The sequence below is a fragment of the Marinobacter psychrophilus genome, from assembly GCF_001043175.1.
Classification (GTDB): domain Bacteria; phylum Pseudomonadota; class Gammaproteobacteria; order Pseudomonadales; family Oleiphilaceae; genus Marinobacter; species Marinobacter psychrophilus.
Genome location: NZ_CP011494.1, coordinates 2,031,550 through 2,053,782 on the forward strand (window position 1 = coordinate 2,031,550; position 22,233 = coordinate 2,053,782).

23 protein-coding genes are annotated in these 22,233 nt (G+C 54.8%); 14 read left to right on the forward strand and 9 right to left on the reverse strand.

Annotated elements, in window-relative coordinates; genetic code table 11:
• Positions 1–5 precede the first annotated feature (5 nt).
• From sufC to idi, 9 genes are all read left to right on the forward strand, one after another.
• Positions 6–770 carry a Fe-S cluster assembly ATPase SufC gene (gene sufC, locus ABA45_RS09070; RefSeq protein ID WP_048385500.1) on the forward strand — a complete coding sequence of 255 codons (765 nt, stop codon included), beginning with the start codon at positions 6–8 and terminating at the stop codon, positions 768–770.
• A gap of 12 nt (positions 771–782) precedes the next feature.
• Positions 783–2,069 carry a Fe-S cluster assembly protein SufD gene (gene sufD, locus ABA45_RS09075; RefSeq protein WP_048385502.1) on the forward strand — a complete coding sequence of 429 codons (1,287 nt, stop codon included), beginning with the start codon at positions 783–785 and terminating at the stop codon, positions 2,067–2,069.
• A 59-nt stretch (positions 2,070–2,128) separates the two neighbouring features.
• Positions 2,129–2,482: a HesB/IscA family protein gene (locus tag ABA45_RS09080; RefSeq protein ID WP_048385504.1), complete on the forward strand. Its 354-nt coding sequence runs from the start codon at positions 2,129–2,131 to the stop codon at positions 2,480–2,482.
• A 134-nt stretch (positions 2,483–2,616) separates the two neighbouring features.
• Positions 2,617–2,751, forward strand: a complete 135-nt coding sequence (locus ABA45_RS19590) for a hypothetical protein (protein ID WP_264753013.1) — start codon at positions 2,617–2,619, stop codon at positions 2,749–2,751.
• 3 nt (positions 2,752–2,754) lie between these two features.
• Entirely contained in the window at positions 2,755–3,597 is an 843-nt protein-coding gene (locus tag ABA45_RS18280) for an iron-sulfur cluster assembly protein (protein ID WP_053076156.1), read from the forward strand.
• Positions 3,598–3,688: 91 nt separating this feature from the next.
• Entirely contained in the window at positions 3,689–4,780 is a 1,092-nt protein-coding gene (mvaD, locus tag ABA45_RS09090) for a diphosphomevalonate decarboxylase (protein ID WP_227505987.1), read from the forward strand.
• Positions 4,777–5,862: a mevalonate kinase family protein gene (locus ABA45_RS09095; RefSeq protein WP_048385506.1), complete on the forward strand. Its 1,086-nt coding sequence runs from the start codon at positions 4,777–4,779 to the stop codon at positions 5,860–5,862. Before mvaD ends, ABA45_RS09095 begins: the two co-directional genes overlap by 4 nt.
• 12 nt (positions 5,863–5,874) lie before the next feature.
• Complete coding sequence (locus tag ABA45_RS09100; protein WP_048385508.1) at positions 5,875–8,154, forward strand: hydroxymethylglutaryl-CoA reductase, degradative; 2,280 nt, start codon at positions 5,875–5,877, stop codon at positions 8,152–8,154.
• Positions 8,155–8,158: 4 nt separating this feature from the next.
• Positions 8,159–8,713 carry an isopentenyl-diphosphate Delta-isomerase gene (gene idi / locus ABA45_RS09105; RefSeq protein ID WP_048385510.1) on the forward strand — a complete coding sequence of 185 codons (555 nt, stop codon included), beginning with the start codon at positions 8,159–8,161 and terminating at the stop codon, positions 8,711–8,713.
• On the opposite strand, the gene erpA is transcribed toward idi, so the two are convergent.
• From erpA to ABA45_RS09145, 8 genes are all read right to left on the reverse strand, one after another.
• On the reverse strand, positions 8,706–9,059 hold the full coding sequence (gene erpA, locus ABA45_RS09110; RefSeq protein WP_014871238.1) for an iron-sulfur cluster insertion protein ErpA: 354 nt from the start codon (positions 9,057–9,059) through the stop codon (positions 8,706–8,708). The two genes, idi and erpA, sit on opposite strands and share 8 nt — an antisense overlap.
• A gap of 40 nt (positions 9,060–9,099) precedes the next feature.
• Entirely contained in the window at positions 9,100–9,438 is a 339-nt protein-coding gene (locus ABA45_RS09115; protein ID WP_048385512.1) for a tetratricopeptide repeat protein, read from the reverse strand.
• On the reverse strand, positions 9,435–11,183 hold the full coding sequence (locus tag ABA45_RS09120; protein ID WP_048385514.1) for a protein adenylyltransferase SelO: 1,749 nt from the start codon (positions 11,181–11,183) through the stop codon (positions 9,435–9,437). The genes ABA45_RS09115 and ABA45_RS09120 overlap by 4 nt, the downstream gene beginning before the upstream one ends.
• Positions 11,180–11,815, reverse strand: a complete 636-nt coding sequence (locus ABA45_RS09125; RefSeq protein ID WP_048388894.1) for a NifU family protein — start codon at positions 11,813–11,815, stop codon at positions 11,180–11,182. The genes ABA45_RS09120 and ABA45_RS09125 overlap by 4 nt, the downstream gene beginning before the upstream one ends.
• Positions 11,808–13,055 carry a P-loop NTPase gene (locus ABA45_RS19695; protein WP_048385516.1) on the reverse strand — a complete coding sequence of 416 codons (1,248 nt, stop codon included), beginning with the start codon at positions 13,053–13,055 and terminating at the stop codon, positions 11,808–11,810. Before ABA45_RS19695 ends, ABA45_RS09125 begins: the two co-directional genes overlap by 8 nt.
• A gap of 131 nt (positions 13,056–13,186) precedes the next feature.
• The gene (locus ABA45_RS09135) at positions 13,187–13,546 is read right to left on the reverse strand and encodes a rhodanese-like domain-containing protein (RefSeq protein WP_198146951.1); all 360 of its coding nucleotides are present in this window, start codon (positions 13,544–13,546) and stop codon (positions 13,187–13,189) included.
• Positions 13,546–13,863: a Grx4 family monothiol glutaredoxin gene (gene grxD / locus ABA45_RS09140; RefSeq protein WP_048385518.1), complete on the reverse strand. Its 318-nt coding sequence runs from the start codon at positions 13,861–13,863 to the stop codon at positions 13,546–13,548. The genes ABA45_RS09135 and grxD overlap by 1 nt, the downstream gene beginning before the upstream one ends.
• Before the next feature lie 17 nt (positions 13,864–13,880).
• Positions 13,881–14,129 carry a BolA family protein gene (locus tag ABA45_RS09145; RefSeq protein WP_048385520.1) on the reverse strand — a complete coding sequence of 83 codons (249 nt, stop codon included), beginning with the start codon at positions 14,127–14,129 and terminating at the stop codon, positions 13,881–13,883.
• 803 nt (positions 14,130–14,932) lie between these two features.
• Here ABA45_RS09145 and ABA45_RS09160 point away from each other — a divergent pair.
• The 5 genes from ABA45_RS09160 (at position 14,933) to ABA45_RS09180 (ending at position 20,935) form a co-directional block, all read left to right on the forward strand.
• Complete coding sequence (locus tag ABA45_RS09160; protein WP_048385526.1) at positions 14,933–15,955, forward strand: amino acid ABC transporter substrate-binding protein; 1,023 nt, start codon at positions 14,933–14,935, stop codon at positions 15,953–15,955.
• 93 nt (positions 15,956–16,048) lie between these two features.
• Positions 16,049–17,239, forward strand: a complete 1,191-nt coding sequence (locus tag ABA45_RS09165) for an amino acid ABC transporter permease (protein WP_048385528.1) — start codon at positions 16,049–16,051, stop codon at positions 17,237–17,239.
• Positions 17,239–18,324 carry an amino acid ABC transporter permease gene (locus ABA45_RS09170; RefSeq protein ID WP_084708311.1) on the forward strand — a complete coding sequence of 362 codons (1,086 nt, stop codon included), beginning with the start codon at positions 17,239–17,241 and terminating at the stop codon, positions 18,322–18,324. The genes ABA45_RS09165 and ABA45_RS09170 overlap by 1 nt, the downstream gene beginning before the upstream one ends.
• Before the next feature lie 111 nt (positions 18,325–18,435).
• Positions 18,436–19,146: an amino acid ABC transporter ATP-binding protein gene (locus ABA45_RS09175; protein WP_319803526.1), complete on the forward strand. Its 711-nt coding sequence runs from the start codon at positions 18,436–18,438 to the stop codon at positions 19,144–19,146.
• Positions 19,147–19,267: 121 nt separating this feature from the next.
• Positions 19,268–20,935: an ABC transporter permease gene (locus tag ABA45_RS09180; protein WP_048385532.1), complete on the forward strand. Its 1,668-nt coding sequence runs from the start codon at positions 19,268–19,270 to the stop codon at positions 20,933–20,935.
• Positions 20,936–20,938: 3 nt separating this feature from the next.
• Here the strand turns inward: ABA45_RS09180 and ABA45_RS09185 are convergent, their stop codons facing one another.
• A complete protein-coding gene (locus tag ABA45_RS09185) occupies positions 20,939–22,066 on the reverse strand; it encodes an ABC transporter ATP-binding protein (protein ID WP_048385534.1) in 1,128 nt (375 codons plus the stop codon).
• Positions 22,067–22,233: the final 167 nt, after the last annotated feature.

Here is a 22,233-nt window from a genome sequence, read left to right on the forward strand (position 1 = left end):
AATACATGCTGAACATCAAAAATCTACACGCGTCCGTTGAAGGTGAAGAAATCCTCAAGGGCATCAACCTGGAAATTAAAGCCGGGGAAATTCACGCCATTATGGGTCCCAATGGCTCAGGTAAAAGCACCTTGTCACAGGTGCTGGCAGGCAGTGAAAACTTTGAAGTCACCGAGGGTGAAGTCACCTTCAACGGTGAAAATCTGCTGGACCTAAAAACCGAAGAACGGGCCCGCGAAGGCATTTTCCTGGCGTTTCAGTACCCGGTAGAGATTCCAGGCGTCAGCAACCTGCAGTTCCTGCGCACCGCCGTCAATTCCATGCGCGGCCACCGTGGCGAGCCGGAGATGAATGCGGCTGAGTTTATGAAACATGCGAGGGAAGTATCCATGCAAGTTGATCTGGATCCGGCCTTCCTTAAGCGCGGCGTAAACGAGGGCTTTTCCGGCGGCGAGAAAAAGCGCAACGAGATTTTGCAGGCGCTGCTGCTTCAACCCAAGCTGGCCATTCTGGACGAAACCGATTCCGGGTTGGACATTGATGCGCTGCACGTGGTTTCGGACGGTGTTAACGCCCTGCGCGCTAAAGATCGAGCCATCTTGATGGTGACTCACTACCAGCGCCTGCTGAACCACATTGTGCCGGACTATGTTCACGTGCTGGCCGATGGAAAAATTGTCAAATCTGGCGGGCGCGAGCTGGCCTATGAGCTTGAAGAGCGCGGCTACGGCTGGCTCAACGTGAAAGACAAAGAAGCCACAGACAGCTAAGGAGGACACCGAATGAAGTCAGCACCCACGCTTTCTCGCGTCTTTCTTGAGCCAGCCGGCAACTACCTGCCCGAGCCTTTGCTCGAATTGCGCAAAAAAAAGGGTATGGCTCTGGTGGATATGCCATTGCCGACCCGTAAAACCGAGAACTGGAAGTATTCCGTCCGCCACCTAAAGCTGTCGGATGAGCTTGCCGTTGCCCTCCCCTCTCGTGGCAAGGAAGGCACCAGCCTGTCCACGGCTGGATACCACGTAGTTTTTCGCAACGGCGTAATGGTTCCGGAAGCCAGCGACTTTCCGGATCTTGACGGCATTCGTATTCAGCGGTTCTGCGACCTTGACGACCAAACTGTCGCTGCGCTGGCAGAACGCCTGGACAACACGTTGGACAGCCAAACCGTGCAGATGGCCAGGCTGAACTCCGCCCGGTTTGAGGATGGCCTGTTTATCCAGCTGGACAAAGAAGCCGTTCTCGACCAGCCGCTGTTTATCATCCATGAAGTCACCGCTTCGTCGGTAGGTTCCGCCTATCCGCGGATTTACGTCGATGCGGCAAGGCACAGCCAGATGACGCTGGTAGAAGAGTACATTTCCAGCGGTAGTGAGCCGGTGATGGTTAACACGGTCACTGAATTTGTTCTGGCGGAAGGTGCCCGAATAACCAGCGTGAGGCTTACTCTGGAAGGCGAAAGCGTTCAGCACATCGGTGCAACGGGTGTTCGCCAGGCGGCTGCCTCGCGTTTTGAAAGCCACTGCGTTGGCTTTGGCGGCCCGCTGCGTCGGCACGATCTGCAGTTGCGCCTTGAAGGTGAAGGGGCCGAGTGCAAACTGAACGGTGTCGTGGTCACGCAGGGCAAGCAGCATTATGACAACCACACGTCAATCGAGCACATAGCAGCCCATTGCAACAGCGAAGAAACCTATCGCAACATCGCTGCGGGCCAATCTCATGCGATTTTCAATGGGCGTATCCATATTCATCAGGATGCCCAGAAATCCAACGCCAATATGAGCAACAAGAATCTGTTGCTCTCAACCGGTGCGGAAATCGACACCAAGCCCGAGCTGGAAATTTACGCCGACGACGTAAAATGCGCCCACGGCGCCACCATTGGCCAGCTCAATAAAACCTCGTTGTTTTACCTGGTTTCCCGTGGTGTCGGTCGTCGCGAAGCCAACACGCTGTTGACCATCGCATTTATCAACGAACTGGTTGAACAGATTCCTGTTGAAGCGGTTCGAGAAGCCGTGCAGTTTCGGCTGAATGACTTTTTCACTCAAACGTTTCAGGAGGCGTGAGCCGTTATTCACGACCCTGCAGAAAATCCAGCGTCTTTTTGCCTGATGGAGGTGGAACCATGACAACCGCAGTATTCACACCAACCGTTGCCGTCACCATGACGCCAAGCGCGGTCAAACACGTGCTTAAACAAGTGAACAGGCAAGCGCAAGCCAAAGGCATTCGCCTGGCCATTCGGAAGAGCGGTTGCTCCGGGTTCAAGTATGAAACCCAATGGGCCGAGGATGTCGCAGCGGACGACAAAATCTTCCATATTGACGGTGTCGATGTTTACGTCAAAGAAGAGCACCTGGCGCTGGTCAACGGTATTGAAATCGATTTCGTGACGGAAGGCGTGAACTCCGTGTTCCTGTTCCGCAATCCGAATGCCACCGCTGAGTGCGGTTGCGGGGAAAGTTTCACCGTCTCTTGATTGATATCAAACAAGACCCGATAAGGCATGCAAGAACGTGAAGTGGTCCTGACCAAACTCGAGGTAGACGCCCGACCGGTGCTGACAGTATGTCAAGAGTTTCCCTCATTTCCAAAGGGCCAGAGGAGGTAACGATGACTTGTAACAAGCCTGAGCAAAGTAAAGATGAGAGCTGGGATCAACACTTGGCGTGGATGGATCCTGTAAGCAACGAGTGTAAAACCAACCAGCTCAAGCGCCGGCGTGAAAACGCAGAACAGGGGGTATAGCTCGTGAACATTAATGCGGAAGTAACACCAGAAGCCCATGGTTTCCTGATGTCCTTGCTTGCAAAGCAGGCAGTGCCTGGAATGACGGTGCGTGTTTACATGGAGAATGGTGGCACTCAGAAGGCCGAGACCTGCCTGGCCTTCTGCCCGCCCGGCGAAGAATCAGCCAAGGATTTCAGGAAAGAGTTTGGTGACCTGATCCTCTATTTCGACGCGGCGAGCGTGCCTTATCTACAAGACATGCAGATCGGCCTTGATGAAGAGGATGGTCTTCAGACCCCGACGATCAAGGCACCGAACTCGAAAAAACTGGCAAAGCAGCCCAAGACATTTGTTTTGTCAGAAGACTGTCCTGCGTTAAAGGTGCCCTCCGGTGAGTCTGTCACGCTAACGCAGGGAGCTTCTGTCTTGATAACCCAAGCGCTTGGCGGCAGCTTCACTGTTAACTACCAGGGCAATCTGTATCGACTGTCCCCAGAAGTTACCCGGAAACTGGGCTTTCAGTCAGACGCCATCGTGTTTGAACCCCCTGAGGATGGGAAAATCAGTGATCAGCAATGCTGGGATGCGATGCGACTGGTCTACGACCCGGAAATTCCGGTGAATGTTGTAGGTCTGGGTCTCATCTACAAACTGGATATTGACCAGGACAAACACTTTGTATTTGTTGAAATGACCCTGACGTCGGCGGGTTGTGGAATGGGCGCCATTATTGCCGGCGACGTAAAAGACAAGCTATTGCAGGTCCCGAATGTTAAAGACGGCAAGGTGGATGTGGTGTTTGATCCGCCCTGGAGCTACGACAACCTGGAGGAGGAAGCGCGGCTGGAACTAGGGCTAATCTGAGCCAGCATCGTGACCAGTACTGGCAAGGGAAGCGACCATCAGAAACAAGTGGAATTTCTGGCCTACTTAGGTCCTGCCCTGGAGCACCAACATGCTGACCGATGAAGCTGAACGGATGCGGACCGCCAGAAATGACCGTATCAGCCACGAACGAGACGGATCTGTCGCGACTCTAATGAACACCGAATACTCGCCGGGTCGAGCCCGGGCCATCGCTTACGCCAATGTTGCCCTTGTCAAGTACTGGGGCAAACGTGATGCGGACTTGAACCTGCCGGACGTCGGCTCGATCTCGATCGCGCTGGACGCGCTGTGGACCCGCACCCGGGTAGAACTGGATCCGGCGCTGGAGCAGGATAGCTTCGAGCTCAATGGTCAGATTGAGGCCTACGGTTCAGGGCGCGTGACGGCACTGCTGAAGCGCATGCGCTCCATCGGTGGAAGTGAAACCCGGTCTCGGGTTTTCAGCCAAAACAACTTTCCTACCGGTGCTGGTCTGGCCTCGTCGGCGTCGGGTTTCGCCGCGCTGGTGACTGCGGCGGATCGCGCCTACGGGTTGGATCTTTCTCCCTCCAGGCTTTCGGAGCTTGCGCGAATCGGGTCCGGCTCCGCCGCGCGCTCGATTTTTGGTGGATACGTGGAGATGCACCGCGGCGAACTCCCCGACGGCAGCGACAGCGTCGCCGAACCCTTGGCCGCGGCGGCGGACTGGCCGTTGGCGATCGTAATCGCGGTTAGCGAGCGCGGTCGAAAGTCGGTGGGATCCACTGAAGGCATGCAGCGGACCGCACAAACGTCACCGTTCTATTCAGCTTGGGTGAACAATCAACCCAACGACCTCGCGCTGGCGCGAACGGCTATCGCGACTCGTGATTTCGATGCGCTGGCGCACGTTTCTGAAGCGAGCGCACTGGCCTTGCACGGCCTGGCCATGTCGGCCCGGCCGGGTCTTCTGTATTTCAATGCAACGACCATGGAATGCCTGCATCGCATACGTCGTTTGCGCGGCCGGGGCGTTGCGGTGTTTTTTACCGTCGATGCCGGCCCTCAGGTTAAAGCGATATGTGCACCGGAAGCGGCAGATACGGTGGCCGCAGCGCTCGAGGATGTGCCCGGCGTGACTGAAATTCTGCGTGCTGGGCTGGGCAGTGGTGCGGTGAGCATGGACGACGGTCAGACGTGAATGTGAACTGCGTCCAGGCCTCTGCGCCGGGCAAACTGCTTTTAATTGGTGAATATGCCGTGCTCGACGGGGCACCGGCGCTGGTGATGGCGGTGGACCGGAGGGTGAAAGTCCGGTTGCAGCGGGCATCTAGCGGTACGGGCTGGTTGAGTGCCGTTCAGCTCGGATTTGAGCGGGCAGCCATGCGGGTCGAGGGCGATGTGTTGCGCTGCGATGGCGCAGATTCCTCCGTGCTGGGCCTAACCGGTCGGTTGATACCGGGCATCATGCGGGTGCTGGGCCGGTCACCCGGCGAGATCACGACAATGAACGTCGAGATCGACTCTGGGGCCCTTTTCGAATCCGACCGCAGACGATTGATAAAGCTAGGCTTGGGCTCGAGTGCGGCCGTCTGCGCGGCACTGGCGGTGGCGTTGACCGAGTGGTTCGCAGAGACGGCAGGTCCGGCGGATCCGCGCGCGCGCCTGCGTCGATGGTTGCCGGTTTATCGCGAATCACTGGGCGCCCGTGCCAGTGGCGCAGACCTGGCCGCGGCGTTTTGCGGTGGTATCAGCGAATTTCGATCCACCGACGAATTCGCGATCTGCACACCGACGAACTGGCCAAAGGATCTACATTGGCGCGCAATATGGACCCGTCAGGCTGCCCAGACCACGGATTTCGTCGGTGCGTTCGATACCTGGAAGCTGGCGGATCCTGTTAGTGCAGGCCGGATTCGGTCCCGCTTGGACGAGATTGCGCGCCACGCCGCCGCCAACGCGCACGACGGGGCTGTCCTGTTCGATGCTTGCGCCGCCTACGCCGCTGAGATGGTCGCGCTGGGCGATGCCATGGGCAAGGAGGTCATGACCGCCCCCCATCGACGGCTGGCCAAACATGGACACGAGTGCGGGGTGGTCTACAAGAGTTGTGGCGCCGGTGGTGGCGACCTTGGAATTGCCCTGGCGCGTGATGCAGAGAAACTCCGGGCATTCGAGCTCGGCGTCTCAGATTGCGGTGGGGTTCCCTTAAACTTGGCAATATCGGAATTTGGCGCAGAAGCTGCGTGGCGCCCGGAGCCCGAATCGGGCAGAAAACTTTAACAAGGAACAAGCATGGCAAGAATTCCCGAGTTCTACAAACTTTCGGTTTCGCAGCGGGTTCGCGAAGTTCGCAAGCAGGGCCTGCTTTCGAACCAGGATTACCAAGCGCTGGCTAGCGGCAATCACACGCTCTCGATCCAGTCGGCCGACAAGATGATCGAAAACGTCATCGGCGTCATGGGGCTGCCGTTGGCGCTGGGCCTGAATTTCCTGATCAACGACAAGGCATACGCCATTCCACTGGTCGTGGAGGAGCCTTCGATCGTTGCGGCGCTGAGCTCTGCGGCCAAGATCGCACGGGCCGGCGGCGGCTTCCGGGTCGAAAGCTCCGAGCCGATTTTGATTGGCCAGATCCAAGTCGTTGACGTACCGCATCCGCAGCGCGCCAAGGCGGCACTGTTGCAGCGTAAAAGCGAAATCCTGAACCTTGCCAACAGCCTGCACCCAAACATGGTGGCTCGCGGCGGCGGGGCCAAGGATCTCCAAGTGCTGATTCACCCATCATCGGGCCAGCGCGGTGACATGGTCGTCGCCCACCTGCTGGTGGATACGTGCGACGCGATGGGCGCGAACCTGGTCAACACAATGTGCGAAGGCGTTGCCTCACTGGTCGAGAATATCGCCGAAGGCAAGGTGTTCCTGCGGATTCTTTCAAATCTGACCGATCGAGCCCTGGTCAAGGCCCGGGTCTCGATTCCGCTGGACGCGCTGGCCGGCCGCGGTTTCGATGGTGAGCAGGTGCGCGACGGAATCATCCTGGCCAACGAATTTGCCTCGATCGACCCCTACCGTGCGGCGACCCATAACAAGGGCATCATGAACGGAATCGATGCCGTGGCGCTGGCCACAGGCAATGACTGGCGCGCCCTTGAGACGGGCGCCCATGCCTGGGCTGCGCGCGGATCCCACTATACGTCGCTGACCCAGTGGACGCGGGGCGAAGACGGCTCGTTGGAAGGCGAGCTCGAGATTCCGATCAAGGTCGGTATTGTCGGGGGTGCGCTGCAGTCCAATCCCACGGCGGCAATGAACCTCAGGCTTCTGGGCGTGAGTTCGGCGCGCGAGCTGGCCGAAGTGATGGGCGCGGTGGGTCTTGCGCAGAACTTTTCGGCAATCCGCGCGCTTGCGACCGAAGGCATCCAGCAAGGCCACATGACGCTGCACGCCCGAAGCGTGGCAGCCGCGGCCGGTGCAACACCAAAAATCTTCGAAACCGTCGTCGACCGGCTGATCGAATCCGGCGAGATCAAGATCTGGAAGGCGCGAGAGTTAATCGAGCAAGCCGTCAGCCCTCGCGTGAAGGCCGCTAAGGAGAAGCCGCAGTCTGAAACCGCTACCGAGGAACGCAACGTATCCAGCGGACACGGCAAGATCATCCTGTTAGGCGAGCACGCAGTTGTTTACGGGCGGCATGCGATCGCGACGCCGATACCGTTGGCCATACAGGCGCACGTGCAGCGCGGCGGGGACGGCGTGGAACTGATCATTCCGCGCTGGGGCGTAGAGCAGCGATTGCACCGAAGCGCAGAAAAACAGCATGCTTATGAGAAATCCTTGGCGATTATTTTCAAGACGCTCGGACTCGAACGCGAAAGCATGCGTTTGGAAATTTTCCCCAACGTACCGCGAGCCATGGGACTGGGCGGATCGGCGGCGATCGCGGTGGCCACCATTCGCGCACTGGACCGTTGTTTTGAACTCGGCCTGGATGACGAGCGCGTCAACGAGCTGGCGTTCGAGTGCGAAAAGATCGCACACGGGACGCCATCGGGTATCGATAACACGCTCTCGACCTATGGCCAGACCATGCTCTTCCGTTCCGGTGAATCGCCGCTGCGCAAGGTGATCGAGATCGATCAGGCCGTGCAGTTGGTCGTCGGTATCAGCGGTGTCGAGAGCCTGACCGCGGCGACAGTCTCGCGTGTTCGCAAGGCACGCGAAGCGCACCCCGAGCTGTACGAAACTATCTTCAACCAGATTGATTCGCTGGTGATCGAGGGCGTGGATGCGCTGGTCGGGCACAAGCTCGAGACGCTGGGAGAGCTGATGAACATTTGCCATGGCCTGCTGAACGCGATGCAGGTGTCGAGCTGGGAACTGGAGGAAATGATCCAGATTGCCCGCCGCCACGGTGCTCTCGGGGCAAAGCTCACCGGTGGCGGTGGTGGTGGTTCCATCATTGCCCTGTGTCCGCCGGAACCCGGCGCTGCCGATCGAATAGAATCGGGTATCCGTGAAGCCGGCTATCAGACGATTCAGGTTACAATGGGCGGTAAGCCGAAAAATAGGTGAGGATATGCGCGAAAAAGTATCGTTCGATGACGAGCCCCTTATACTCGTTGATGAAGATGACAACGAAGTAGGCTATCGCTCAAAAAGCGACTGCCACGAGGGCCATGGAACCCTGCACAGGGCGTTCTCGATTTTCCTGTTCGACGAACAGGGCCGAGTGTTGCTGCAGCAGCGTGCTGCGGGCAAACCGCTCTGGCCGCTGTACTGGTCCAACAGCTGCTGTTCGCATCCCCGACGCGGTGAGACAATGGACCAAGCGCTTCACCGCCGTCTACGGGAAGAACTGGGGCTGGAAGCGTCGCTGACATTCGTTTACAAGTTCATCTACCAAGCCGATTTCGGTGATCGCGGTGCTGAGCACGAATTGTGCCACGTATACATCGGCTCATCGGGCGGCGAAGCCCGGGTGCACCCGGCTGAAATTGCCGACTGGCGCTGGGTGCCCATCGAAGAAGTGACTCGCGAGCTCGAAGACGCGCCATCCGAGTACACACCCTGGTTCAAGATGGAATGGAAGGCACTGATGGACCAGGGGCGCAACCATATCGACACTAGATAGTGAACGAACTGCCGCAACCACAGGTTGAGCTGGCGTTCGGGTTCTGCACGACAAACTGTGCTCCTTGCAGCCCCTCCTGATAATCGACCATTGCGCCTACAAGATACTGATAGCTCATGGGGTCGACCAGAAGACTCATGCCGTCTTTTTGAATCACCGCGTCTTCATCATCTTGCACCTTATCGAACGAGAAGCCGTACTGAAATCCAGAGCAGCCGCCGCCGGTTACGAACACCCGAAGCTTCAGGTTCTCGTTGCCTTCTTCTTCGACCAATTCACGTACTTTGGACACCGCACTTTCACTGAGAAACAGCGGGGTTATGGTGTGTTCCTGGACTATGCTCAAAATTGCCTCCGGGTACTTTGGTATTTGACTGTTTTTTGCATCACGTATTTGGCTGTGCTAAACGTTGCAAATGTTTTTTAGCGATGGGATCGCCCTGCTCTGCTGCAAGACGATACCAATGGCCCGCCAGGGTCATGTTCAGCGCGATACCTGAGCCATTTTCGTAAAGCTCGCCCAGACTGCGGTGTGCTAAAGCAAAATTTTGTTGTGCGGCGAGCTGCATCCAATAAAAAGCGATGGTCTCATCTTTAGGCACTCCACGGCCCCGCAAGTATCGCATTGCCAATAAACGTTGCGCACGGGCGGAGCCTTGCTCAGCATCGGTTTGTAAACCCACCACCGATTCTTCCCAGGTCAAAAATGCTTTTTTTTCGGTCATGACGAGCAGCTGTAGTGCGACGATCCGCCAACTTCGAAGAGCTCCAGTGGCTTCAGTCGATAGTATTTCTTCTCTACGTCTTGCGATTGCTCGGCGTATGGCTGGGTCATGACGTCCTGCAGTTCTCGTACTAGAGAGTAGTTACCGGCTGCTGCTTGCTGATACGCAGGCACAACGAACCACTCCCGCAAACTGTATTTTGGGTTGACGAGTTTCATCTCTTGAGAGAGCTCCTCATGAGCGCGAGGCGGAGTTGCCGTTGCGTCGGTTGTACTGATAATGCCGGCAAGCGTTTTCCATTTTGTGAGCCACTCCTCCCAACGCTTGTCCATGCCTTCGAGGTCTGTTTTCAAAGTTGAGCCTTTATAAAAGCTTTTTTTGAGCACGCCAATGTCGTCGGGCACCGTTGAGAGTTGGCGAAAGAAAACGGTGTAATCAACAGATGTTTGCATCATCAACGTTGTGAGTTCACTGAATAAGGCTTGGTGAAAGGCGGCGAGCCCAAGTTTGGCAGCCCACATCTTCTTCATTTGCGTTTGCATCGCTTTTGGAAAATCACCTTGGATCTCGTCGAGCTCAATTAGACGGTCCTGATGCGCCGTCAGCAACGGGCGTAACGCCGAACAAAACGTGTGGAAGTTACGTTCGGCGGCTTCTGGCTGATTCAGGAACGAGAAGTGGTGTCCGCCGCCCGTCCATGGCTGGTACTGCGGATCAAATGCATCGCAGAATCCGAAAGGGCCGTAGTCGAGGGTGAAACCGCCGGCCGCACAGTTGTCACTGTTAAAGTTTCCCTGGCAATAGCCGACACGAATCCAGTTCGCTACAAGCGATGTGAGTCGACCGCGAAACTCCCGCGCAAGCAACACCACTTTTTCGCTGGTTGCCAGGTTCTGATCGATGACGTCACCATATTCACGGTCGATCAGGTGCAACACAATCTGCTCAAGCTCTTCCATCGCTTGCGGGTGTTCTTTCTTGCGTGCACGGCGACCGAAGAGCTCCAGTTGACCAACCCGAATAAACGAAGGTGCAACCCGCGTCGAGATGGCGACAGCGTCCGATACCAGCGTGTCCGGATCTCTTGAATGCGAGCCTTCCGAATACCAGGGCCTCCTGACCTTCTCTGTTTTCGACACGTACAAACTCAGCGAACGCGATGTTGGCACCCCAAGCGCGTGCATGTGCTCCTGCGCCAGAAACTCCCGAACACTCGACCGTAGAACGGCCCGGCCGTCCGCGCCGCGGCAGTATGGCGTGCGGCCGCCACCCTTAAGCTGCATTTCCCAGCGCTGACCGTTGATGACGGCTTCAAGCACCGAGATGGCGCGCCCGTCGCCGTACCCGTTGCCAGTTTGGAACGGGCACTGTTGAATGTACTCGGTGCCATAGATAGAAAGCGCGTAGCCACATGCCCAACCGACCTTGCGCATCGGCTCTGGAACGAATGCGATGTCGCCGGAGAATACACGAACAAAGTCGGCCGACTGCGCCATGCTGTCGGCGAAGCCCAATTCGCGAAACAGGTTTTTGCTATGCGCGACGTACTCCGGGTTTTCGATTGGCGTGGGAGTGACGGGAACATAGTGGCCCGTGAAAACTTGTCGTGGGGCGTGGTCGTGTCCATTTACTGTCGCGTCAGGGTCGCAGTTGAGGGAATCCATAAGCGAATAATTTGCCAACGTTGCAAGATCGTTGAGCGTCGAGATATTAGGGGCGGTTTTCTGGGGCGGTCGCTTTATCACAATGACTCCTTATGGCGCGGGTAGAAAGGTTGCGTTCCTGCTGCGTGGTCGGTCACATCAATAATCTCCTCGATTTCCGGAGCGACTCTTTTGAGCATGACTTCGAATCCCTGCCTCAGCGTTACCTGAGAGGACGCGCATCCCTGGCAGCCTCCGCTCATGGTGATAGAAAGCTTCCCTTGCCGTACCCCCACAATAGAAATCTTCCCGCCGTGGTTAGCGATTGAACGATTGACCTCTTTATCGAGCAGTTCCTGAACAGCCGTCGTGAGCTCTGCATCGGTTTTTCCTTGCCTGCTGTTAGCAACAGGCATCTCTAGGATCGCCGGAACGCCGCTGCGCAGTTGCGTACGGATGGCCATTCCGATATCTGCTTTCAACCCTGACCAAGAGGCAGTCGGTTCTTTGCAGACGGTCACCACGCTATCGGCAATCAGCACGTTAGCCACGCCAGTAAGCGCGAACAGTTGCTCTCCGAGCGGCGAACCCACGGCTCGTTCTTTGTTGCCAAAAAAGAACGGGCCGCCAGGATGCAAGGTACGGCTGACGATGAACTTGCACGTGTCAGGATCGGCGAGCGAAGATTCGGCGCGAATACTGACCGGTTGATCTGCAAGCAGAAAATTAGACATTTTCAACATCGCCCGCTGCAGCGCTCGCACCCAAGGCGCGTAGGTTGTTAAATGAATATATTCCGCTGTTATGGCCGTCGTTCCAATCGAATTTGACCGCGTAGTTACCGATGCTCACGATCTGTTGCGGAGTCACATCAGGTCGTATCGTCTTTGGATCGAGCAGCTTGCGTCCGCTCATCTCCTCGACACAAAGGGCGCAATGACATGCCAGGCGCAGATCGCGGACGTCAAAGTCATCGCGATGACCATCCTCCCAGAGAACGGATAAAGTGCGCGGATCGCGACGCAGTAAACCGATCGGGGTGTTTTGTGATCCAGCCGGCCGCGCCGCATCTTCCGCCCAGTCCGGAGCCCCGTCGTTGCTGTCCCATGTCCAGACAAAGGGTTTTAGTACGGTGATCGACGCGTGAAGTTGCTCTACAAGCGCCGTAGCGATGGATGCATACACCTTGGAGCTAACCGATGTTGGCTGTCCCGCCACGATCGGGAGACCTTCATCACCGCTGGTAACGACATCGACATCGAGAGGTAAGGCACCCAGAAACGGGACATTAAGCTCTTCGCTCATCTGCTCACCGCCACCGTGACGAAAGATATCCGTGTTCTCGCCGCAGTGAGGACAGGTGAAGGTGCGCATGTTCTCGACTAGTCCAAGAATCTTGACCTGCACTTTCTCGAACATCCGCAAGCCTCGGCGAGCGATCTTGAGGCTCACAGTCTGTGGCGTCGTTACGATCACTACGCCCGACAGTGGCATACTCTGTGCCAGCGTCAACTGGACATCGCCCGTGCCGGGTGGCAGGTCAAGAATCAGGTAGTCCAGCGATCCCCATTGCACGCCGTCGACGAACATTTTGAGGTATTTTCCAACCATTGGCCCGCGTAAAACAGCCGGCTCGTCATCTCCGGTGAGCATGCCCATCGACACCACCTTCAGGCCGTGCTGTTCCGCCGGGATCATCTTTCCCTCCGGGGTCGTCGCTGGCCGCTCACAGGTTGGGATGCCGAGCATGCCGGGGATACTGGGGCCAAGAATGTCGGCGTCTACGATTCCGACGCGCGACCCTAGCCGCTGCAGTGCTAGGGCTAAATTTACACTCACCGTGGATTTTCCGACGCCGCCCTTGCCACTTCCGACGGCGATGATGTGACGTATCCCCGGCAGCTTATCGGTGCTAACGGCCGACCTAGGTGATGCGTCAGGCGCGTGAGATTGATTACGGTCAGTGTTCTGCATGGTTAAATTCCTTGTATTTTCAATTAACGGGGGAGAACGTGGCTTTGATCTCTGCCGCCAAAATAACAACCGATCCCAGTTCATACGCTTATTGCCTACCATCATTTTGCGAAAGTCGATAAACCTGAAACTCAGTAGGTCGGCATCGTGCCGTCGATTTGCAGAGCCCAGGCGTGAACGCCACCTGTAAGGTTGCTAACGTGGTTAAAACCCTGTTTTTGTAAAAACAACCCGACTTGCATACTACGTACGCCGTGGTGGCAGATGCAGACAATTGAATGCTCCAGGTCCAGTTCGGAAAGCTTGTCATGAATGGTATTCATCGGCATCGTCAACGCACCGCTAATATGACAGATCTGGAATTCCCACGGCTCACGCACGTCGAGTAATACGGGGTTCGGGCGCGCGGCATCTACGAACCATGCTGCGAGCTCTGGTGCAGTCAAGCTCTGCATCGTTGCAAGCCCGCCTATTAATGGTTTTGAGGTCATCAAGCCAGCGCTGACTGAAGCAATTTCTGCAGTTCACCTTGCTCATACATTTCACGCACAATGTCGGCACCACCGACAAACTCACCCTTGATATAGAGCTGAGGAATGGTCGGCCAGTCGCTGTACACCTTGATGCCATCGCGGATTTCCAGATCAGCCAGCACATCGACAGCAGCAAAATCCCGCACGCCGCAGGCATTCAATATCTGCACCGTCGTATTCGAGAAACCACACAGTGGAGACTGGGGCTTGCCCTTCATATATAACACGACGGTATCCGTTGTGATCTGACTAAGAATTTTTTCCTGTACGTTCATTCGTGATTTCTCCGACGTTATTGGGTGCCCGATTGCGCCCAGGTTTGGGGCGTAAAAGTGCGCATGGCCAGCGCGTGAATCTCCGAACCCATCCGATCTCCGAGTGCCAGATAAACCAGTTGATGCTGCTGTATCTTATTTTTGCCGGCAAATTGCTGGCTCACAATGACCGCTTCGAAGTGTTGGCCGTCATCGCCCTGCACTTCTACGTGATCGCAGGTCAGGCCATTGACGATGTAGTCTCTTAGATCATTCGCTGTCAGCACTTTGTCCTCCTAAGGGTTACCAAGGCCTCGTGACCTTCACCAATACGGCAGTATTATAGTATCGTTCCGAAACTATAATGTTGTCAAGATAGTTTAAAAACGCGGCGACCAAAACCTGACCAAAGGGGGATGAACTGGACAGTCATGCGAACGCCGATTGAGTCTTTTACCCGGGGTATGGCTTCACAGACAATAAAAAACATTGAAGCCATAAGCTATTTGACGCGCATACGCTCAGAAAATGATGGGCGCAAGGTTCAGTTCGTTTTGACTGAAAAAACTTGGAACGATCTCCCTCGAACCTGCGGTCGCAAAATAAACTGTATTTTGCTTTAACAGAGCTGTGCGAAGTGGTCCGCATTGGTGTTCTAGCCCCGCGTTGTATTCACGAGATTCAACTCTGATAAGAGCCACTTTGCCGAGAAGGAAAATACATGCTTTTTGTTACTGGAGAATGCGGCATTATCATCTAGACTAAGCGCTAATACGTATTTTTTAAAAGTTTGACACGTATAAACGCGATGTAAAGTCGACAATTGTTAGGAGGGATTTCTGAATACCCATAAAGTTCTTGTAAAATGCACAATCTGCCTCTGAAGTTGCAGTTCGCGGACAGTGCACCACCGTCCGGCCTGAACGCACCAATAAGCGGCGTTTTTGTAGGCAATAAGCACCAAGATAAACGCTCGTTTTCAGGGATGAAGTTTTATTACTATAATAATCATAAAGTTATACAGACTGGCTTGCACTTTGCTTTAGCGCAGTGGGTGTGTAACTAACTGAAACTTCGGAGATTTACGTTAATGAAAAAACAACTCTTACTGGTCGCCATTGCGACAACTCTCGGTGGCACCCTAATGGCAGGAAGTCTGCAGGCCGCAACCCTGGACGACGTTAAATCAAGAGGGCACGTGCAGTGTGGTGTTACCTCCGGTTTGCCGGGTTTCTCCCAGCCAGATGAAAACGGCGACTGGACCGGTATCGATGTGGATACCTGTCGCGCAGTAGCGGCCGCAGTCTTTGGCAGTGCGGACAAGGCACAATTTACGCCGCTGACAGCGAAAGAACGTTTTACCGCGTTACAGTCCGGTGAGATCGACGTGCTTTCCCGTAACACCACCTGGACCCTGACCCGCGATGCTTCCCTGGGCCTTAATTTTACAGGCGTCAACTACTATGACGGTCAAGGTTTTCTGGTTAGCAAAAGTTTGGGTGTAAACGACGCTGAGCAGTTAGACGGCGCAACGATCTGTATTCAGGCGGGCACGACAACCGAACTGAACCTGGCGGACTATTTTCGCACCAAAGGCATGACTTTTAACCCTCTGGTATTCGACACCTCCGAGCAGACTGTCAGTGGCTTCGCTGCTGGCCGTTGTGATGTTCTAACCTCTGACCGTTCACAGCTGGCCGCCTTGCGCAGCAAACTGGAAGACCCCAGCAGCGCGATCACCTTGCCGAACATCATTTCAAAGGAACCTCTTGGCCCTGTCGTTCGTCAAGGCGATGACCAATGGTTCAATATTGTGAAATGGGCGTTGTTTGTGCAAATTAACGCGGAAGAACTGGGTGTCACCCAGGCCAACGTTGCAGAAATGAAGTCGTCTACAAACCCTGAAATCCAGCGTCTGCTCGGCACCACCGGTGACATGGGCGAGAAGCTCGGTGTACCGGCTGACTTCGGCTTCCGGATCATCCAGACCGTCGGTAATTACGGCGAAATGTACGATCGTAACGTTGGACCAGACACCCCGCTTGGGCTCGACCGCGGTCTAAACGCCTTGTGGAATAACGGCGGTATCATGTACGCGCCACCGGTTCGTTAATACCCGATAGCCATGACATTCCGGTTGCTACGTGACCGGAATGTTTGACGTTCAGTTGCCCCTGAAAACCAGGAGCATTTTTCGGGTTAATCTATGAACGAATCCAATATGACTCCTTCAAACGGCGCGCGGCCAAAGCCCTGGAACAACCCCAAGGTACGGATGTTTGTATTCCAGACCCTCGCGCTGGCTACTGTTTTCTGGTTTGGCTGGACACTGTTCCATAACACCCTGAGCAATATGGAAAGCCGCGGTATTAGCACAGGTTTCGGCTTTTTAGACGAGACTGCGGGCTTTGGCATCATCATGACCTTGATTCCCTACGACTCCACCATGACCTATGGCCGCACTTTTTTTGTCGGTCTGCTTAATACCTTGCTTGTCTCCGCCATGGGTGTTGTAGCGGCTACGATCATCGGTTTCGTTGTGGGTATAGCACGACTTTCCAGCAATTGGCTCATTGCCAAGTTGGCGCTGATTTATATTGAAACCATTCGTAATATTCCGCTCCTACTGCAAATTTTCTTCTGGTATTTTGCAGTACTGCAAACTCTTCCCAGCCCACGGCAAAGCCTTGACGTAGCTGACATGTTTTTTCTCAGCAATCGTGGTCTTTATTTCCCGACTGCAAGCGCAGAGCCTGAATTCGGCTGGGTAATGGCAGCGTTGATTACGGGTATCGCCGCGGCAGTTTTCGTACACCGCTGGGCCAAGAAACGCCAACTCCGCACCGGCCAGTTATTTCCGGCCTTACGGGTCGGGACGTTGCTGGTTCTGGCTTTGCCACTGCTGATGTTCATGCTGGTCGGCAGACCCCTGGTTTGGGAAATGCCGTCACTGACCGGTTTTAACTTCACCGGTGGCGCTTCAATACTACCGGAGCTTGCCGCACTCTGGATTGCCCTGTCGCTCTACACCGCCAGTTTTATCGCGGAAATTGTCCGCTCCGGCATTCTGGCGGTAGATCGTGGCCAAACGGAGGCTGCGAGTGCGCTTGGTCTTCGGTCCAGTTTCACCTTGCGACTGGTCATCATTCCACAGGCCATGCGAGTCATCATTCCGCCGCTGACCAGCCAATATCTAAATCTGGTTAAAAACTCGTCGCTGGCAACCGCGATCGCCTATCCAGACCTGGTATCGGTGTTTATGGGCACCACCTTGAACCAGACAGGACAAGCGGTTGAGGTGGTTGCCATCACCATGGCTGTTTATCTCACTATCAGCTTGATCATTTCGGGTCTCATGAATATTTATAACCGCGCCGTAGCGCTGCAGGAGCGATGATGAGTCTTCCATCGGAATTGCCGCCCCGTCAGGACATCGGTGTTACTGGCTGGATGCGTAAAAACCTGTTTTCAAGCTGGTACAACATAGTACTGACGCTGGTAGCCGCCTACCTGGTGATTACGAGTGCGGGGCCGCTGCTGAACTGGGTGATTTTTGAAGCAACGTTTACCGGCGAAAGTGCTGCTGACTGCAATGGTGAAGGCGCTTGTTGGCTGTTTGTCGGTCAACGGTTGAATTTCTTTATCTACGGATTTTATCCCGATGCCCTGCAATGGCGCGTTGACATCATGTTCGGCCTGCTCGCGGTAGCTTTTGTGCCTCAATTTGTTGAGCGCTTCCCGCGCCGCAAGTGGTTCGGTGTCTTCGGGCTGACCGGCCTGCCGCTGATCGGATACATCCTGATCCCCGGTGGCTGGTTTGGACTGGAAGAAGTTCAGAGCAGCCGATGGGGCGGCCTGATGCTGACGTTAATCCTTGCCTATGTCGGCATTCTGGCCGCATTGCCAATAGGCATCGTACTGGCACTTGGGCGTCGCTCAGACATGCCTATTATTCGCGGTATGTGTGTCGTCTTTATTGAAGTCTGGCGTGCTGTGCCGTTGATTACCGTGCTGTTCATGGCGTCCGTAATGCTACCTCTATTCCTGCCGGACGGGGTCAACTTTGAAAAGCTGATGCGGGCGTTGATCGGTATCACTCTTTGGCAATCGGCCTATATGGCAGAGGTGGTACGAGGTGGCCTGCAAGCAATCCCGAAAGGTCAGTATGAGGCTGCCAGCGCTCTGGGGCTGGGCTATTGGCGCAAAACCGGGCTGGTGGTATTGCCGCAGGCACTGACACTGGTGATCCCCGGTATCGTCAACACCTTCATTTCCTTATTCAAAGACACCACGCTGGTCCTCATTATTGGCCTGTTCGATATTCTGGGAGCGGTGCAGTCGACCATCACTGACCCAGCCTGGCGCAACGTCACTACGGAAGGTTACGTCTTTGTGGCCTTCTGTTTCTGGATTTTCTGTTTCGGCATGTCCCGTTACAGCCAGAACCTTGAACGAAAACTCGACACTGGTCATAAAACTTGACGGGACACCAACATGACTGAGCACAACACGGCACAAAACCCGGAGAGTGCGCGCACCGCTCCGGTTGAATTGACCAAGCGCACTGACAAGACCATTATCAAAGTCGCCGACATGCATAAATGGTACGGCTCCTTTCACGTACTCAAGGGCCTGAATCTTGATGTGAAAGAAGGTGAGCGGATCGTTATTTGTGGACCTTCCGGTTCAGGAAAATCAACATTTATACGGTGCATAAACCGGCTGGAAGAACACCAGCGCGGTCAGATCATTGTGGACGATGTGGAGCTTACTGACGATGTGAAGCAGATCGACACCGTGCGCAAGGAAGTCGGCATGGTGTTCCAGCACTTCAACTTGTTTCCGCACTTGACCGTGTTAGAGAACTGCTGTTTAGCACCGCTTTGGGTGCGTAAGGTACCCAAGCGGGAAGCCCTCGCCACCGCTATGGAATATCTGGAGCGGGTGAAAATTCCGGAGCAAGCGGACAAATACCCAGGTCAACTTTCCGGTGGCCAACAACAGCGCGTTGCCATTGCCCGGGCGCTGTGCATGAAACCAAAAATCATGCTGTTTGACGAACCCACCTCAGCGCTAGACCCAGAGATGATCAAAGAAGTATTGGACGTGATGATTGAGCTGGCCGGCAGTGGCATGACCATGATTTGTGTCACCCACGAGATGGGCTTTGCCAAAACCGTAGCGGACCGGGTGATCTTCATGGACCAAGGCGAGATTGTGGAGTTGGCGCCGCCAGGGGAGTTCTTTTCGAACCCCAAAGAAGCGCGGACACAACAGTTTTTGAACCAGATTTTACAACACTGATACCGATGTAGCTGGTGGCAGCTCACGCCTTTACGAGAGCTGTGCCAGCGGAGTGAACTTATTATCATTCACCCAATCACTGGTTTATAGTGCATCGCCTTAACAGACTTACGATAACTCTATGGCTAACCCATCTCCGAAAAGCTACCGCGCCCGGCTCCCTAACGTTTGGGCGATAAGCACCTTTGCTATTGCTTTACTGGTAGCACTGCCTGTGCTTGTTATACTTGCTCATGTATTTTTTCCCTCGGGGGAGGTCTGGCAACATCTCGCCAGCACGGTCTTGGGCCGTTATCTGAGTAACACCGTCGTGCTGAGCGTAAGCGTTGCTGTGGGTAGCACGCTCATTGGTACGGCTTGTGCCTGGCTCGTGGTGATGTGCCGCTTCCCTGGCAGACGCATATTTGAGTGGGCTCTTTTGCTGCCATTGGCTGTGCCGACCTATGTGATCGCTTACGCCTATACCGACTTTCTGCAATTTGCAGGACCGCTGCAGAGCACCTTGCGTGAATGGTTTGATTGGCAGCACGGTGACTATTATTTTCCAAATATTCGCTCATTGGGCGGCGCTTCCCTACTCATCACCATGGTGCTCTATCCGTACGTTTACCTGCTTGCCCGTGCTTCCTTTATGGAACAATCAGTCAGTGCGCTTGATGTGGGACGGACCCTGGGATTAACACCGTGGAAGATGTTTAACCGCGTTGCTTTACCGTTGGCGCGTCCCGCCATTATTGGTGGCGTGTCTTTGGTGTTAATGGAAACACTCAACGAGTTCGGCGCGGTTCAGTTCTTTGGCGTTGATACATTTACCACGGGTATCTACCGAACCTGGTTCGGATTAGGTGAGCAGGTTGCGGCTGCTCAATTAGCCGCCTGCTTACTGGTGTTCGTGTTCATCGTTGTAGTTCTTGAGCGCGCCTCGCGCGGTGGCAAACAATACCACGCATCCGTTCGTTACCAGGCACTGCCAGAATACGCTTTACGTCCAGGACAGGCCGTTTTGGCATTTGCCGTCTGTTTCTTACCACTGCTGATCGGTTTCATTGTCCCAGCCCTGGTATTGCTCGAAATGGCAGTCACTACGGGAGACAAGCTCTTTGGAACCCGTTTTCTGACCTTTGCGTTTAACAGTATTAGCCTTGCCTCGGGCGCGGCGCTAGTCGCCGTTGTCCTGGCTGTGTTGCTTAGCTACGGGGCAAGGTTGAATGCCAGCCGCTGGGTCAGAGGAGCGAACCGCGTCGCGTCGATGGGATATGCCATTCCGGGCTCCGTCGTCGCGTTGGGCATCATGATTCCCTTGGCCTGGCTAGATCAACGGCTGAATCTTTTTCTACGTGACAATTATGGTTTTATGGTCGGATTGATCTTCACCGGCACAGCCTTTGTGTTGATATATGCTTACGCAGTGCGTTTCCTGGCGGTGTCTTTCAACACCATTGAAGCCAGCATGGGGAAAGTGACCCCTTCCATGGATGCTGCTGCACGAACACTTGGCCAAACCGCTGGCGGCGCATTGCGTAAAGTGCATACGCCCATTATGCGCGGCAGTTTGCTGGCCGCGGGTATTCTGGTATTTGTGGACGTAATGAAGGAGCTGCCTGCCACGATCATCCTGCGACCGTTCAATTTCGACACGCTTGCCGTACGTGCCTACAGTCTGGCGTCTGACGAACGGCTGGCCGAATCTGCCACGTCATCGCTGTTCATCGTCGCTGTGGGCATCATTCCTGTTGTTATTCTCAGCTTGGCAATGCGTCACTCCCGTCCCGGCAGCGGCACACGCTAAAGCTTAGAGCTTGTTGCGCTGCTGGAAGAGAAATACCTGCGACATATCGAGGCTCAAAGACACGGGTTGCCCTTCTTCTGGCAGAAAAACACCGGGTACACGGGCATGCAAATGCGCTTCTTGACCGTCCGCGTCGTGTGCGCAAACGTGTAACAGGCTGCTGGCGCCGAGCAGTCTTGACATCAAAATATGGCTGCTCTGGGCGTTGTGAACCTTGTCAGTCAGGGGCGTAACTTTCACCGCCTCCGGGCGAATCAAAACCCTTAAAATACTACCTTCAGAAAAATTGCGGGCGTCCAGTTGGCCGAATGGAGTCCGGACAACGCCGTCGCGAACGACGCCAATGTGTTTGTTCACCTGCCCGAAAAAATTCACGACAAAGGGATCAACCGGGCTGCAATACAGATCCGTCGGCGTGCCTGTCTGAACAATATGACCCTCGCGCATCAAAGCAATGCGATCCGCCATAAACATCGCTTCTTCTGGGTCGTGTGTCACTAATAGCGTTGCCGTATTCAGCTCTTTGAGAACATGCAGCGTGTCATCCCGAATTTGATCACGCAGACGTGCGTCAAGACTTGAAAAAGGCTCATCCAATAACATCACCTGCGGCGACGGTGCTAACGCCCTGGCAAGGGCAACCCTTTGCTGCTGACCACCAGAGAGCGTATGGGGGTAAGCCTCCGCACACGAGGCCATCCCTAAACGACTTAGCAAATCTAATGCGTGGGATTTCCGTTTACTCTTTGATAACACACTGATACCAAAACAAACGTTTTCAAGCACCGTTAAATGCGGAAACAGGGCCGACTCCTGAAAGGCAACGCCTACGTTGCGTTTTTCCGGTGGCCAATGCGTCCCATTCGGTGCAGAAACCAGATCACGGCCTACATAAACTCTGCCTTCCGAAGGTTTTTGCAGTCCGGCAGCTATGCGAAGCAACGTAGTTTTGCCGCAGCCGGATGGGCCTAACAGGCATACTACCTCACCCGCTTTTATCTCCAAGCTGATATCTGTCACTGCTTTGTGCCTGCCAAAATGGCAATGGACACGGTCAAGCATGAGAGCAAAATCAGCTGAATCTTCGCCGATGGCGAGGCTATCAATGGATTTTTTTTGAAAAACACTCATGGCGTAAAACCAGATTTTGTATCGGGATTGTTAGCTTACATAAATCGTAATCTTAATACGCATTGTTTTTTATGACAGTACTAAAAAATAATGATAATCATTCGTTGACTTCTGAGCGCTGCTCCTTTTAAATTCACTTGAGAATGACAACTATTAACATTGTTGAC